Annotated in this window: 14 protein-coding genes; 9 read left to right on the forward strand and 5 right to left on the reverse strand. The window is 58.9% G+C overall.

Features of this window, described 5'->3' with window-relative positions:
• Position 1 precedes the first annotated feature (1 nt).
• Entirely contained in the window at positions 2–904 is a 903-nt protein-coding gene (locus GOX66_RS03475) for a DMT family transporter (protein ID WP_170759631.1), read from the forward strand.
• Here GOX66_RS03475 and GOX66_RS03480 read toward each other — a convergent pair.
• From GOX66_RS03480 to GOX66_RS03490, 3 genes are all read right to left on the reverse strand, one after another.
• Entirely contained in the window at positions 901–2,259 is a 1,359-nt protein-coding gene (locus GOX66_RS03480) for a DEAD/DEAH box helicase (RefSeq protein WP_170759633.1), read from the reverse strand. The genes GOX66_RS03475 and GOX66_RS03480 overlap by 4 nt on opposite strands.
• A gap of 186 nt (positions 2,260–2,445) precedes the next feature.
• Positions 2,446–3,387 carry a glycosyltransferase family 2 protein gene (locus GOX66_RS03485; RefSeq protein WP_170759635.1) on the reverse strand — a complete coding sequence of 314 codons (942 nt, stop codon included), beginning with the start codon at positions 3,385–3,387 and terminating at the stop codon, positions 2,446–2,448.
• Positions 3,388–3,405: 18 nt separating this feature from the next.
• Positions 3,406–5,013: a peptide chain release factor 3 gene (locus GOX66_RS03490; protein ID WP_170759637.1), complete on the reverse strand. Its 1,608-nt coding sequence runs from the start codon at positions 5,011–5,013 to the stop codon at positions 3,406–3,408.
• A 109-nt stretch (positions 5,014–5,122) separates the two neighbouring features.
• Between GOX66_RS03490 and GOX66_RS03495 the strand changes: the two genes are divergently transcribed.
• The 8 genes from GOX66_RS03495 to GOX66_RS03530 all read left to right on the forward strand — a co-directional run bounded on the left by GOX66_RS03495 (position 5,123) and on the right by GOX66_RS03530 (position 12,546).
• Positions 5,123–5,485, forward strand: coding sequence for a nuclear transport factor 2 family protein (locus GOX66_RS03495; protein WP_170759639.1), 363 nt, complete (start codon positions 5,123–5,125; stop codon positions 5,483–5,485).
• A 75-nt stretch (positions 5,486–5,560) separates the two neighbouring features.
• Positions 5,561–6,340 carry an SDR family oxidoreductase gene (locus tag GOX66_RS03500; RefSeq protein WP_170759641.1) on the forward strand — a complete coding sequence of 260 codons (780 nt, stop codon included), beginning with the start codon at positions 5,561–5,563 and terminating at the stop codon, positions 6,338–6,340.
• A 2-nt stretch (positions 6,341–6,342) separates the two neighbouring features.
• A complete protein-coding gene (locus GOX66_RS03505) occupies positions 6,343–7,455 on the forward strand; it encodes a hypothetical protein (RefSeq protein WP_170759643.1) in 1,113 nt (370 codons plus the stop codon).
• 102 nt (positions 7,456–7,557) lie between these two features.
• Complete coding sequence (locus GOX66_RS03510; protein ID WP_170759645.1) at positions 7,558–8,604, forward strand: methyltransferase domain-containing protein; 1,047 nt, start codon at positions 7,558–7,560, stop codon at positions 8,602–8,604.
• A gap of 80 nt (positions 8,605–8,684) precedes the next feature.
• Positions 8,685–9,770: an ATP-binding cassette domain-containing protein gene (locus tag GOX66_RS03515; protein ID WP_170759647.1), complete on the forward strand. Its 1,086-nt coding sequence runs from the start codon at positions 8,685–8,687 to the stop codon at positions 9,768–9,770.
• A 120-nt stretch (positions 9,771–9,890) separates the two neighbouring features.
• Entirely contained in the window at positions 9,891–10,673 is a 783-nt protein-coding gene (gene surE / locus GOX66_RS03520) for a 5'/3'-nucleotidase SurE (protein WP_170759649.1), read from the forward strand.
• Positions 10,670–11,320 carry a protein-L-isoaspartate(D-aspartate) O-methyltransferase gene (locus GOX66_RS03525; RefSeq protein ID WP_170759651.1) on the forward strand — a complete coding sequence of 217 codons (651 nt, stop codon included), beginning with the start codon at positions 10,670–10,672 and terminating at the stop codon, positions 11,318–11,320. Before surE ends, GOX66_RS03525 begins: the two co-directional genes overlap by 4 nt.
• 62 nt (positions 11,321–11,382) lie before the next feature.
• Complete coding sequence (locus tag GOX66_RS03530; protein WP_170759653.1) at positions 11,383–12,546, forward strand: M23 family metallopeptidase; 1,164 nt, start codon at positions 11,383–11,385, stop codon at positions 12,544–12,546.
• 37 nt (positions 12,547–12,583) lie between these two features.
• Here the strand turns inward: GOX66_RS03530 and GOX66_RS03535 are convergent, their stop codons facing one another.
• A complete protein-coding gene (locus GOX66_RS03535) occupies positions 12,584–13,255 on the reverse strand; it encodes a helix-turn-helix transcriptional regulator (protein ID WP_170759655.1) in 672 nt (223 codons plus the stop codon).
• A 21-nt stretch (positions 13,256–13,276) separates the two neighbouring features.
• A complete protein-coding gene (locus GOX66_RS03540; RefSeq protein ID WP_170759657.1) occupies positions 13,277–13,582 on the reverse strand; it encodes a hypothetical protein in 306 nt (101 codons plus the stop codon).
• Positions 13,583–13,762 lie beyond the last annotated feature (180 nt).

The raw sequence follows: 13,762 nt of genomic DNA on the forward strand, positions 1-13,762 counted from the left end.
CATGAGTTTGTGGATTCCCGTCACCATCGCCGCCGCATCGTTTCAAACGGTGCGGTTTATGCTGCAAAAGTCACTCAGCAGCGTAAAACTGACCGCCGCTGGGGCGACCTTTGCCCGCTTTGCCTATTCGATGCCTTTGGCGGTTCTCGGGTTAGTCATTGCGTTGCTGTTGACCGGGTTCAGCCTGCCGCCGTTTACCGGGTTGTTTTGGCTGTTCGCGGCCATAGGCGGGACCGCGCAAATTCTGGCGACAATCTGTGTCGTTGCCCTATTCAAACAGCGTAACTTTGCGGTCGGGATCACCTTCAAGAAAACTGAGGTCATCCAGACCGCAATCGTCGGTTTTCTCGTACTGGGTGATCAGGTCTCATCAGGTGCGCTGGCAGCAATCATTCTTGGGCTTGCGGCGGTGCTGTTGTTATCGAAAAATCCCGGAGGGGACGGCGTTTGGTGGCAGCACCTGTCCAATCGCGCTTCGCGTCTTGGGCTGGGGTCCGGCGTGTTGTTTGCCTTTTCCTCGGTCAGCTATCGCGGTGCGTCGTTGGAGTTGGGGGATATCGACGCGTGGTTTCGCGCATTGATCACTTTGGCTGTGGTGGTGTCGTTCCAATTCCTCAGCATGGGAATATGGCTGCTGTGGCGCGACCGGGCCGAGTTGCGGGCGGTTTGGGACACGCGCCAGACCGGCGTGTTCGTTGGTCTGACCAGCTTGTGTGGATCGTTCTGTTGGTTCTTTGCGTTTACGCTGCAGAACGCGGCCTACGTCAAGGCGCTGGGTCAGGTGGAACTGATCCTCAGCCTTTTCGCCTCGATCCTGTTTTTCCGGGAAACCATCACCCGGCGCGAAATCGCCGGGATGACACTGCTTGGCGCTTCGATACTGGCGCTGGTGCTGGCTATTTAGCCGGCGCGGCGTTCATCAAAACTGAGGGCAATGAAACTGGGCAGGTGATCGCCCATACCCACTACGGTGCGTCCGCCGTCGTCTCGGCGGCCTCGGCCCTTGGGCTCTTTGTCCTTTTTGCGGTCGCTTTTCTTGCTTTCGCTCTTTTTGCCCTCAGAAGACCTGGTCTTCTTCTCCGGCTTTTGGGTATCAGCCTTGGGCTCTTCCTTGACCGGGTTTTCGATCCGCGGGATTTCCTTCTGGATCAGTTTTTCAATCGCATCCAGAGCCTTTTCATCGCGGCCTGAACAGATCGTGATGGCCTTACCTTCACGGCCTGCGCGGCCCGTACGGCCGATGCGGTGCACATAATCCTCGGGGTGCCCGGGGACGTCGAAATTGATCACGTGGCTGACCGACGGCACGTCCAGCCCGCGTGCGGCCACATCCGACGCGATCAGCAATCGCAATGACCCGTCACGGAATCCTTCCAGCGTTTTCGTCCGCTGCGACTGATCCAGATCGCCATGGATAGCGGCGGCATCATAGCCATATTTCTTCAGCGATTTTGCGCAGATATCCACATCGGTCTTGCGGTTGCAGAAGATGATTGCGTTGGTGCATTTCTCGCCTTCTGCGTCGATCAACGCGCGCAGAACCTTGCGCTTGGCGCTGGCCTCACGGTCGCGGCGGCCGCCTTTGAACATGACCACGCCCTGTTCGATGGTCTCGGATGCGGTGGCCTGACGAGCGACCTCGATCCGCGCAGGGGCTGACAGGAACGTGTCAGTGATCCGCTCGATCTCGGAGGCCATGGTGGCAGAGAAAAACAGCGTCTGACGAGTGAATGGCGTCAGCGAGAAGATGCGTTCGATATCGGGAATAAAGCCCATGTCCAGCATCCGGTCGGCTTCATCCACCACCATGATCTGAACGCCGGTCAGCAGCAGCTTGCCGCGTTCGAAATGGTCCAGCAGTCGGCCCGGCGTGGCGATCAGAACGTCAACACCCCGGTCGATCAACGCCTCTTGTTCCTTGAAGCTGACGCCGCCGATCAGCAGTGCTTTGGTCAGTTTCAGGTGCTTGGAGTAGGTGTCGAAGTTCTCGGCTACCTGCGCCGCCAGTTCCCGCGTCGGGCACAGCACTAGTGAGCGCGGCATGCGCGCACGTGCGCGGCCCCGGGCCAGCAATGTGATCATCGGCAGGGTGAAGCTGGCAGTCTTGCCGGTTCCCGTCTGGGCGATACCCAGCACGTCGCGACCCTCAAGCGCGGGTGGAATGGCGCCTTCCTGGATCGGGGTAGGCGTTTCGTATCCGGCTTCCTCAATGGCTTTGAGGACCTTCGGGTTCAGGTTCAGTTCGTTAAACTTTGTCATGTATGTCCGGTTCATGCGGACACTAGACCTGGCCCGCGCGTCTAAGGTTTGCCGGGCCCGGATGGCCATACGCTGTATTGCGTTATTTCGGCTTGGACGGGGACATAACAAAAACGCTGGTCAGGGTCAAATGAAGACCTCTTAATGGTGTTCGGTGCTTCAGCGATGCAGATTTTACGCAACAATTCAGATACTTCCGGGAAAGTGTTTCCTGAGTTTTTGGTCCAGATCAAGGGGCCGGTGGCGGATCATGCCATGCTGTTCAAGGCGCGCGCGCACGTCCGGGGTTGAGCCGCTCATCTCATTGAAAAATGCGCGCAGCCCGGCTGTGCCTTCTTCGGCTTCGATCCAACTGAGCAGTTCGTTCATGTTCATCCCGCCCAACTCGCGCGGGACATTGGGGCTCATGCCGGCTTGGTATGAGCCCCGTTCGAGCCGAAATTGAAAATGCGCCCGCCAGTGCTCCCAGTCAGGGGCATGCCGGTGGCACAGATCGACTCCAGACAACTCAGCTTTGCGGGGCAGCCTCTCGCCGTTCTGAAAAAGGCTATGGATGCGGTAACTGATCCGGGGCAGGCCGGTGCGCGCAAAGACTTTGCCCTGCACATGGCTGAGGAAACCACATTTAACAAAGGCACCGTAATTTTGATACACCGCCTGTACGATTGCCTCGCGATTCTGGCTGGCCGGGATGTATGCCTTGTACAAGTCGGCTCCGCCAGCCATCGCTTCGATTGGGCGGACGCGTACGACGGGGATGTGGTCCGGAACCTCCGCAAGATGTTGAACTATGGGCCGCTCTGACCACAGGAACTCATCCACGTCGATATGAACCAGCCAGTCCAAATCCGTTTTGCGATAGGTAAAAGTTGCGTTGGCTGTCTGACGGGTTTGGTGTTTTTCAGGCCTTTCGCGCTTTCTGTTGGCCCAGAAACCGTCGTCGCAGTTGCGGACTTCGATTTTGGGATGCCGGTTGAGCGTGTTGAAGGCCTTGGGGTTGGGTTCGTCCAGATACAGGTGCATCCGGTCGACCCCAAGGTCCAGGTGATAGGCTGCAAACCGCAGAATATCGAGGGCCGAGCCCCGTACGGTCGAGACAATGCCCCAGCTCGGTATGCTATCCCCCATATGCGGCCCTCGGGCCGATCACGTCATCATTTCCTTGGTCGCCGTCAGGTTCAGCGCCGGGTAATCCCGCACGACCCGGTCGATGTCCCATTGCAGACGGGTCAGATAGACGATGTCGCCGTCGTGGTCATGGGCGATGTGCTGCTTGTTGGCGTTGACGAATTTGTCGACCTCAGCCTTGTCACCGCTGACCCATCGGGCCGAGGTGAATTGTGAGGCTTCGAACCGTACAGGCAGGCCGTATTCCATCTCAATCCGGCTGGCGAGCACTTCGAATTGCAGCGCGCCGACGACGCCCACGATAAAGCCCGAACCGATTGACGGCTTGAAGACCTTGGCAGCGCCTTCCTCAGCGAATTGCATCAGGGCTTTTTCCAGGTGCTTGGCTTTCATCGGATCGCCCGCACGTACGCCTTGCAGCAGTTCCGGCGCGAATGACGGAATGCCGGTCACGCGCAGGGCCTCGCCTTCGGTCAGAGTGTCGCCGATGCGAAGTTGGCCGTGATTGGGGATGCCGATGATATCGCCGGCCCAGGCCTCTTCGGCCAGTTCACGGTCAGAGGCCAGAAACAGCACCGGGTTCGAGATTGCCATCGGCTTTTTCGACCGCACGTGGGTCAGTTTCATGCCACGCTTAAAGTGACCGCTTGCCATACGAACAAACGCCACGCGGTCGCGGTGCTTAGGGTCCATATTGGCCTGCACCTTGAAAACAAAACCGGCGACTTTCTTTTCCTCGGGCGCGATCTGGCGTGGCTGTGCCGATTGCACCTGCGGCTGCGGGCCATAAGCGCCGATTCCCTCCATCAGTTCTTTCACTCCGAACGAGTTGATCGCCGAGCCGAACCAGATTGGGGTCATATGCCCTTCAAGAACAGCCTGCGGATCCAGCGCGGGCAGAAGCTCGCGCGCCATCTCGACCTCTTCGAGAAGCTTGTCCAGCAGGTGCTCAGGCACGTGTTCGGCCAGCCTGGGGTCGTCCAGCCCGTTGATCTCGATGCTTTCGGCCACCTTGTTGCGGTCGGCGCGGTCCATCAGTTCCAGCCGGTCACGCAGCATGTCATAGCAACCGATGAAATCCCGGCCCACGCCAATTGGCCACGAGGCCGGGGTGACGTCGATGGCCAACATTTCCTGAATTTCGTCGATTATCTCGAACGTGTCGCGGCTTTCGCGGTCCATCTTGTTACAGAAGGTCAGGATCGGCAGATCGCGCAGACGGCAGACCTCGAACAATTTCTGGGTCTGGCTTTCAACGCCCTTCGCGCCATCGATCACCATCACCGCCGCATCCACCGCCGTCAGGGTGCGATAGGTATCCTCGGAGAAATCCGAGTGACCGGGCGTGTCGACCAGATTGAACCGGAAATCCCTATAGTCGAAAGACATGGCAGAGGCTGATACCGAAATGCCCCGATCCTTCTCCATCTGCATGAAGTCCGACCGAGTCCGCCGCGCCTCACCTTTGGCGCGCACCTGACCGGCCATCTGAATAGCACCTCCGTACAGAAGGAACTTTTCAGTCAGCGTCGTCTTGCCCGCATCCGGGTGCGAGATGATGGCGAATGTCCGGCGACGGGCAATCTCAGGCGGTAGTACGGGTTGGTTCGAGGCGGTATCAAGCATGCACGCGCGTATAGGCGGGGAATCCTGCCGAAGCAAGACAAAGGGGGTGTTCAGAATCACGGCGTTGTGGCAATAAGAACATATAGTGAACAAATAATGGAGTGGATCAATGAATTTGAAGGAAATTGCTGACGAACTGGTTGCCGGATGCCGCGAGGATCGGGCCAAGGAAAACCTGAGCAAACTCTACGCGCCGGATGCCGTTTCCGTCGAAGCGATGGAGATGGAGGGCATGGGGCGCGAGACTCATGGCGTCGATGCCATCCGCGGTAAACACGAATGGTGGGAAGGTGCGCATGAAGTCTCTGGCGCATCGGTCAGCGACCCGTTCATTCATGGTGACGACCGCTTTGCCGTGATCTTCGAAGTGCAGGGTAAGGTGAAGGAAAGCGGTGAGACGTTCGACATGCGCGAAGTGGGTATCTATCACGTCGCTGATGGCAAGATCGTGCGGGAAGAGTTCTTCTATTAACCCGTCATTGCCAATCTGGTCTTCTCTGTCTGGCCGGTGCTAGACATTCAGGCAACAACAGATGGGGAGGATCAGATGAATCTGGGAATTCAGGGAAAACGCGCGCTGGTCTGTGCCAGCAGCAAAGGGCTGGGACTGGGTTGTGCCGAGGCTCTGGCGGCTGCCGGTGTTGATCTGGTGATGAATGCGCGCGGGGCAGAGGCACTGGAAGCCGAGGCTGCGCGGCTGCGGTCCGAACACGGTGTGGACGTGCAGACTGTGGCCTGTGATGTGACTTCACCCGAAGGTCAGGCGCAGGTGATCGACGTAACGCAGGGCGTTGATATCCTTGTGACAAATGCCGGTGGCCCGCCGCCAGGTCTATGGTCGGATTGGGATCGGGACGACTTCATCAAGGCTCTGGACAGCAATATGCTGACACCGATCGCCTTCATGAAGGCACTGCTGCCGGGCATGATGGACAAGGGCTGGGGCCGGGTGGTCAACATCACCTCGCAGTCGGTGCGCGCACCAATACCAGGTCTGGGATTGTCGAATGCCGCGCGGACCGGGCTGACCGGTTATGTTGCGGGTACGGCGCGGCAGGTCGCGCCTCAAGGTGTGACAATCAACAATCTGCTCCCTGGCATTCATGCGACGGATCGGGCGAATTCTCTGGATGGCGGCGTAGCAGCAAAAAAAGGAATTTCCCTGGACGAAGCCCGGGCCGAACGTGCTGCAACGATCCCGGCACGCCGTTACGGTACGCGGCAAGAATTCGGAGCCGTCTGTGCGTTCTTATGCTCGCAGCATGCGGGCTACATCGTCGGGCAGAATATCCTGCTTGACGGTGGCGGAACCAATCTGACGGTGTGACGATGGCGCAAAATTTCTCGTTGAAAGATCAATTGTTTAACGCAGAAAAGACCCATTATCTGGCGGGGCTTTTTGCTGAGGCTGAGCCATCCTTTGACGCACAGGCGTTTCAGGAACAGGTCATGTCACGCCTGTTAGATCTTGAGTTGAAAGAACGGATGGCCTGGATCGCTGAGTGCCTGCAAAAGGCGGTGCCCGGTGACTTACCAACTGTCGCGCCCGTCCTGTTGCGGGCTTTGCCGCCACCGCTGGACCCTAACAGGACAGATGACGATTTCGGCGATTTCATCTTTGCCTCTTTAGGAGATTGGGTGGTGGCCGTCGGGCTGGAACATCCCGATCTGGCTTTGGACGTTATCGAGGAATTGACCCAGAGATTTTCGATGGAATGGGCCATTCGACCGTTTCTCAACCGTTATCCCGATCATGTTCTGGCCCGTATGGAGGGCTGGTGCGGGCACGCAAGCTATCATGTGCGCCGTCTGGTCAGCGAAAGTACGCGGCCACGGTTGCCCTGGGGGCAGGCGGTTGGATTGGATTTGACCGACCCGCTGCCATTGTTGGATCGGCTTCACTCTGACCGAACCCGTTATGTCACGCGGTCCGTAGCGAACCATCTGAACGACATTACCCAGAAAAACCCTGAACTGGTGCTGGATCTTTTGCAGGACTGGGAGCGTTCCGCGCGGCAGGACCAGGAAGAACTGCGATGGATGACCGCGCATACACTGCGCGGGCTCGTGAAATCAGGCCATCCGCGGGCGATGAAGATACTTGGCTATGACCCGGACGTGCCGGTTGCGGTATCGGTTCGACTGAAAGGTGATGCGCGGATTGGCGAGGCGCTGGAATTTAATGTCGAACTAAACGGTGTCGGAGCGCAACCTGTTCTGGTTGACTATATCATTCATTTTCAAAGGCCTGGAGGAAAAACCTCAGCCAAGGTTCACAAACTCAAACAAGCTTCTTTGCGCGATGGAAAACTAAGTCTGAGAAAAAAACACAAACTCAAAGGCGATGCCACTACGTTCAAACTGGTTCCCGGCACGCACCGGTTGGAAATTCAAGTAAACGGTTGCATTCGTGCAGGCATTGAATTCGAGTTGCTGGGCTAGCGCTGTGCTCTCACGCTATCGTCAGAATACAGACCCTCGGATTGAAGAGGACGCGCCGCTGGATTAGTTGCTGTGCAGCCACTGGGAAAAGGGATAGCTGCGATGAAGCATGAGGCAGTGCAGAATTACTATGGCGAAGTCCTGCAGGGCAGCGCGGATTTGCAAACCAACGCGTGCTGCACGCCGGATGACGTGCCGGACCATGTCAAAAAGATTCTGTCGCAAATTCATGACGAAGTGTTGACCCGTTACTATGGTTGCGGGTTGATTGCGCCGCTGGAACTTGAGGGGATGTCGATCCTTGATCTGGGTTGCGGCGCGGGTCGTGACGTCTATGCGTTATCCGCTATGGTGGGCGAAAAAGGTCGCGTGGTTGGCGTGGACATGACGGCCGAACAACTGGATGTCGCCCGCGCACATCAGGATTTCCACGCGCAGGCCTTTGGGCATGAGGCCAGCAATGTGGAATTTCATCACGGTTATATCGAAAAGCTGGACGAACTGGACCTTGAGCCCGGCTCCTTCGATATCATCGTGTCAAACTGCGTTATCAACCTGGCAACCGACAAAGAGGCCGTTCTGCGCGGTGCGCACCGTTTGTTGAAAGACGGGGGAGAGATGTATTTCTCGGACGTCTATGCAGATCGCCGCGTGCCCAAGGCGATGGCCGAGGATGAGGTGTTGTACGGCGAATGCCTGTCAGGTGCGCTGTATTGGAACGACTTCCTGTCTATGTCGCGCAAGGCCGGATTCGGCGACCCGCGCCGTGTCACGCATCGCCCGCTGACCATCGAAAATCCGGTGCTGGAGGAGCGCGTCGCGCCGCTCAAGTTCCTGTCGGCCACGTATCGGCTGTTCAAACTGCCTGATCTGGAGCCCGCCTGCGAAGATTACGGTCAGGCGGTGATCTACAAGGGAACCATCCCCAATGCGCCGCATCTGTTCGAACTGGACGATCACCACGCGATTGAAACCGGCAAGGTCTTTCCGGTTTGCGGCAATACCTGGATGATGCTGAAAGACACTCGCTTCGCACCGCATTTCGAATTCATCGGCGATTTCTCAACCCATTATGGCATCTTTGAAGGCTGTGGCGGCGAGAGCCCGTTCGAAGCGACCGGAGAGGCGCCTTCTGCCGGGTGCTGCTGATCTCTTGCGCCTGACGGGCGGGGTTGTTATCCCCGCCCACGCCCGATGGTCTTGATCGGGAAAGACAACGGGGTCCATCGGTGACATTAGACGCAACTCCTCCTCGTCTGGAAATACGCAATCTGATCGCCCGGTATGAGGGGCGGGTTGTCGTAGATGACGTCTCGCTGACGGTGCACGCAGGGCAGGTGACGTGCCTGTTGGGGCCATCAGGCTGCGGCAAGTCCACCACGCTGCGCATGATCGCCGGGGTCGAGATGCAGGAGTCCGGTGAGATCTACGTCGACGGCAAACTGATCTGCGACACGGTGTTTCGCGTGCCCCCGGAACGGCGCGAGATTGGCCTGATGTTTCAGGACTTTGCCCTGTTCCCGCATCTGAGCGTCGCGGATAATGTGGCCTTTGGCCTAAAGGGCCACAAAGAGGAAAAGCGCGCCCGGGTCGAGGAACTGCTGGTCAAGGTGGATCTGATGCGGTTCGTAGACAGCTTTCCGCATCATCTGTCAGGCGGGGAACAACAGCGCGTTGCACTTGCTCGCGCCTTGGCCCCACGTCCCCGCATCATGCTGATGGACGAGCCGTTCTCGGGCCTCGACAACCGTCTGCGCGACGGCATTCGGGATGAGACACTGGCGATCCTCAAGGAAGAAGACGCCGCCGTGGTGCTGGTGACGCATGAGCCGGAAGAGGCCATGCGAATGGCGGATGAGATCGCTCTGATGCGCCGGGGAAAGATCGTTCAACAGGGCGCGCCATACAACGTTTATACGCGTCCGGCGGACAAGGCTGCGGTGGCATTTTTCAGCGATGTCAACGTGTTGCAGGCGCAAGTGAATGGAGCTTTGGCCGAAACGCCTTTCGGCCAGTTCCTGGCTCCGGGCGTTCCCGATGGCACCGATGTCGAGATCGTTTTCCGGCCTCAGCATGTACGGCTGGATTTCGACCGCAATGGCAAGGGCCCCCTGCCGACTGCGACTGACGGTGTCGCCGCGCGCGGCGTGGTCCAAAGGGCGCGGTTTCTGGGTAACGAAAGCCTTGTCGAGTTTCGCATGGACCATGACGGCTCGATCCTGAAGGCCACGGTGCCGAATGTGTTTGTCCCCGGTCCGGGGCGGGTCATGTGGCTGACCATTCGTCGGGATCGGTGTTTCGTTTTCCCGGTTTAGGCTCTGACGACACGGTTTAGCTCAAAGTGGTGCCTGAAAGCCGCAGATTGCGCGCGCACTTCGCTTGCCGCCGCGCAGGGGCGGGTCTATCAAGGTCAAAACGCTGTGATGGATGGGTGAATGCGTATTCTTTTGACCAATGACGACGGCATCAACGCACCGGGGTTAATCGCCCTGGAGGCGATTGCCGCTGATCTGGCAGGGCCAGACGGAGAGGTCTGGATCGTCGCGCCCGCATTCGAGCAATCGGGTGTCGGTCATTGTATCAGCTATACACATCCCATGATGGTCGCCAAACTGGACGAGCGTCGCTATGCCGCCGAGGGTTCGCCCGCCGATTGCGTGCTGGCCGGGCTGCATGACGTGATGAAGGACGCACCGCCTGATTTGGTTTTGTCGGGGGTAAACCGCGGCAACAATTCGGCCGAAAACACCCTTTATTCCGGCACGATCGGCGGCGCGATGGAAGCTGCATTGCAAGGCGTATCTGCGATTGCGCTGTCTCAGTATTTTGGTCCCCGAAATCTGGGACTGGACGATCCTTTTGAGACAGCAACTCGCTTTGGTGCCGATCTGGTGCGACGCATTCTGGACGCAACACCTGCGGAGCAGGGCGATTACCGCTTGTTTTACAACGTTAATTTTCCCCCCGTGCCTGCAGATGAGGTGCTGGGTACGCGCGTCGCACCGCAAGGCTATCGTCGGGATACGCATTTCTCGGTCGAGCCGCACAGTTCGCCTTCGGGTCGGCGGTTCCTGTGGATCAAGGGCGGGTATCAGCACAATCCAACGGCACCGGGCACCGATGCGGCGGTTAATCTGGCGGGATATATCTCGGTCACGCCGATGCGCGCGGACCTGACCGCGCATGACACGCTCGAAGCACTGAAGATAATCGAATGAGTGGACCGGATCCCCAAACAACCATGCAGTTTCTGTTTGCTCTGCGATCGCGCGGGGTGACGGATGCGCGTGTGCTGGCAGCAATGGAACAGGTCGACCGTGGGCAGTTCGTCAAGGGCCTGTTCGCGGACCGCGCCTATGAGGACACACCGCTGCCGATTGCCTGTGGGCAGACAATCAGCCAGCCCTCAGTCGTGGGCCTGATGACGCAGGCGCTTGACGTGCGTCCGCGCGATACAGTGCTGGAGGTCGGAACCGGCTCGGGTTATCAGGCGGCGATCCTGTCGAAACTGGCGCGCCGGGTCTATACGGTCGAGCGCCACACGCGCTTGGTGCGGGAAACAGGGCAACTGTTTCGCGAATTGGGGCTGACCAATATTACGGCGATGCTGTCGGATGGGTCCTTCGGCTTGCCGGAACAAGCTCCGTTTGATCGGATTATTGTGACCGCTGCGGCGGAAGACCCGCCCGGGCCGCTCTTGGCGCAGCTTAAAATCGGCGGTATTATGGTTTTGCCGGTGGGGCAGTCGGACGCGGTTCAGACCCTGATCCGTGTCAGGCGCACCGAAACCGGTCTGGACTATGACGAATTGTTACCCGTTCGTTTCGTACCTCTGTTAGAAGGGCTGGGAAAAGACGGGGCGTAAAGGAATATTCTGCAAATGCGCCGGAACCCCGGAGAACAGGGGCAGGCGTTGAGGACAGCACAATGAGAGCAGTTTCTAAATCAGCGATGCGCCGCTGCGCGACAGGGGTTGCAGCTTTGGCGATTCTGGCTGGGTGTGAAGGCCCGCTGGACTACGATCTGCGTGGAAATGTCGGCGGATTTACAACTGCCGATGCCGTGCAATCCACGACCACCAACCGGCCCGCACCGGATGCGCGGGGTGTCATCACCTATCCGACTTATCAGGTGGTTGTCGCCCGTCAGGGTGATAAAGTCAGCGACGTCGCCGCCCGCGTTGGATTGCCTGAGGGTGAGCTTGCCAGTTTCAACGGGCTGAAGCCGACGGATGTTCTGCGCGATGGCGAGGTGATCGCCTTGCCCCGAACCGTAAGCGCGGCAAGCTCTGTCGATATCGCCTCGATTGCCGGAACCGCGATTGACGAAGCCCCTGCGGACGGGTCGGTTCGGACATCAACGCTGGCGCCTGCGCAACCCGCGGCGGCGCCGGCACCGACCCCGGCGCCCCCTGGCCCCGAGCCGATACGGCATAAGGTCAAACGCGGCGAGACGGCCTATACGATCTCGCGGCTCTACGGCGTGTCTGTCGATTCGCTGGCGGACTGGAACGGGCTGGGGCCGGACTTCACGGTGCGTGAAGGTCAGTTTCTGCTGATCCCGATCAAGAACCAGCCCGCACCCCAACAGATTGCCGCGCCCGCAACCAACGTGACGCAACCGGGTGAGGGGTCGCCGACGCCGACACCACCCAGTGCGACACAGCCCCTGCCGGACGAAGTGATCGCCCCGGCCACACCTGCACCTGATGTAACCGCCGAAGCACCGACCACTCAGAGTAACGCGGCGCTTGGCCTGCCGGTCACCGGAACAATCATTCGGACCTATGACAAAGGCAAGAATGAGGGAATCGATATCGCAGGCGCTGCGGGAACAGCTGTCAAAGCGGCCGAGGCGGGGACGGTTGCGGCCATCACTGCGGATGCAGATCAGGTGCCGATCATTGTGGTCAAGCACAACAGCGATCTGCTGACCGTCTACGCCAATGTCAATGACATCACGGTCAAGAAAGGCGACCGCGTTAAACGGGGGCAAAAGATCGCGTCTTTGCGGGGCGGGGACAATTCCTATGTCCATTTCGAGGTGCGCAAAGGCTTTGAATCCGTTGACCCGGAACCATACCTGAATTGACCCCGTCACACACCTGGGCCTGACGGGCACGACCCCGTCAGGCGTAGGGATCATAGTCGCTCAGACGTTTTCCGGGTTCGTCAGCGAAAATCTCGGGCAGGGGCGAGACTGTCTCGATCAGGTCGATGCGGAACACACGGAACCCTTCCCGCAATTCGCACCAGGACGTCAGCGTCCAAACACGGCCCCAATATTCCATGTGCAACGGGCGGATGACCCGGTCGGTCAGTACGCCGTCAATTCGGCGGTAAGAAAGGCGCAGTTTTTGCCGTGACTTTATGGCCGCCCGGATCGGAGCCATGTGCGCCAGCCCGCGCGCAGCATCGGCAAAGGGGTAGACTGCGAATTTCCAGGTATCAGCCTCGGCGACAACCTGCGTCGGCAAGACGGCGTCGATCTTGTCGGCCAGGGACTCCGCCGCCGATTTGAGATCCGGATCGGCGGCTTCGGCCACGATGGCCATGCCAAGGTTCAGCGCCTCCAGTTCGGCCGGGGTCAGGTTCAAAGGGGGCAGGGTGATCTGCTCGCGCACCATGTAGCCCACGCCGCGTTCGCCCTCGACCGGAACACCCGAAGCCACCAGAGTGTCCATGTCGCGATAAATCGTGCGGACCGATACCTCAAGCCGGTCCGCGATGTCCTGCGCGCGGTGCAGTTTGCCGTCGCGCAGGATCCGGATGATGTCGAACAGACGATCAGTGCGACGCATCACACGCCGCCCTGACCGGATTTATGCAGTCATGTTCCATAACACGTTCTCGTGGCGCATCTGGACGCTGTCGGGATGGATGGCCGCCATCAGAGCGGGTGCGAAATCCTGCTGAGGGAACTGCGCAGCGGCATCCTGCGCGGACTTCATATCCGTCCAGACAACGTAATCCGTCCAACGGCCGTCCTCACCCTGGCTAAGCTGACGATGGGCGAATCCGGGGGCCGCGCGAACAAAGGCCTCGGACGCCTGGCTGAGCTTCACGAACTCTTCAGCTGTGGTGCTATTCGCGAGGGTGAAGGTGACGATTTCTGCAACATGGGTCATATGAATCTCCGTTGACCAGGTTTCGATACCCTCTCCCTAGCCACTCTCAACTGACATAAACCTGTCAGTTGGAAATTGCCAGCCCGCAAAAAACGCAGGATCCGTTCACATTTCAGCGCAGAATTGATCTGTCTCACTTTTGTCGGCGACCCAGTAGGCGTAGACACGGCCCCAGATCGC

This window comes from Ruegeria lacuscaerulensis (assembly GCF_013031245.1).
Taxonomy (GTDB): domain Bacteria; phylum Pseudomonadota; class Alphaproteobacteria; order Rhodobacterales; family Rhodobacteraceae; genus Ruegeria; species Ruegeria lacuscaerulensis_C.

Bases quoted from the DNA above. Each gene is read 5' to 3' on its own strand.
- GOX66_RS03540 (WP_170759657.1), bottom strand. From the start codon at position 13,582: ATGACCCATGTTGCAGAAATCGTCACCTTCACCCTCGCGAATAGCACC.
- GOX66_RS03505 (WP_170759643.1), top strand. From the start codon at position 6,343: ATGGCGCAAAATTTCTCGTTGAAAGATCAATTGTTTAACGCAGAAAAG.
- GOX66_RS03530 (WP_170759653.1), top strand. From the start codon at position 11,383: ATGAGAGCAGTTTCTAAATCAGCGATGCGCCGCTGCGCGACAGGGGTT.
- GOX66_RS03500 (WP_170759641.1), top strand. From the start codon at position 5,561: ATGAATCTGGGAATTCAGGGAAAACGCGCGCTGGTCTGTGCCAGCAGC.
- GOX66_RS03490 (WP_170759637.1), bottom strand. From the start codon at position 5,013: ATGCTTGATACCGCCTCGAACCAACCCGTACTACCGCCTGAGATTGCC.
- GOX66_RS03495 (WP_170759639.1), top strand. From the start codon at position 5,123: ATGAATTTGAAGGAAATTGCTGACGAACTGGTTGCCGGATGCCGCGAG.
- surE (WP_170759649.1), top strand. From the start codon at position 9,891: ATGCGTATTCTTTTGACCAATGACGACGGCATCAACGCACCGGGGTTA.
- GOX66_RS03525 (WP_170759651.1), top strand. From the start codon at position 10,670: ATGAGTGGACCGGATCCCCAAACAACCATGCAGTTTCTGTTTGCTCTG.
- GOX66_RS03480 (WP_170759633.1), bottom strand. From the start codon at position 2,259: ATGACAAAGTTTAACGAACTGAACCTGAACCCGAAGGTCCTCAAAGCC.
- GOX66_RS03535 (WP_170759655.1), bottom strand. From the start codon at position 13,255: ATGCGTCGCACTGATCGTCTGTTCGACATCATCCGGATCCTGCGCGAC.
- GOX66_RS03510 (WP_170759645.1), top strand. From the start codon at position 7,558: ATGAAGCATGAGGCAGTGCAGAATTACTATGGCGAAGTCCTGCAGGGC.
- GOX66_RS03485 (WP_170759635.1), bottom strand. From the start codon at position 3,387: ATGGGGGATAGCATACCGAGCTGGGGCATTGTCTCGACCGTACGGGGC.
- GOX66_RS03475 (WP_170759631.1), top strand. From the start codon at position 2: ATGAGTTTGTGGATTCCCGTCACCATCGCCGCCGCATCGTTTCAAACG.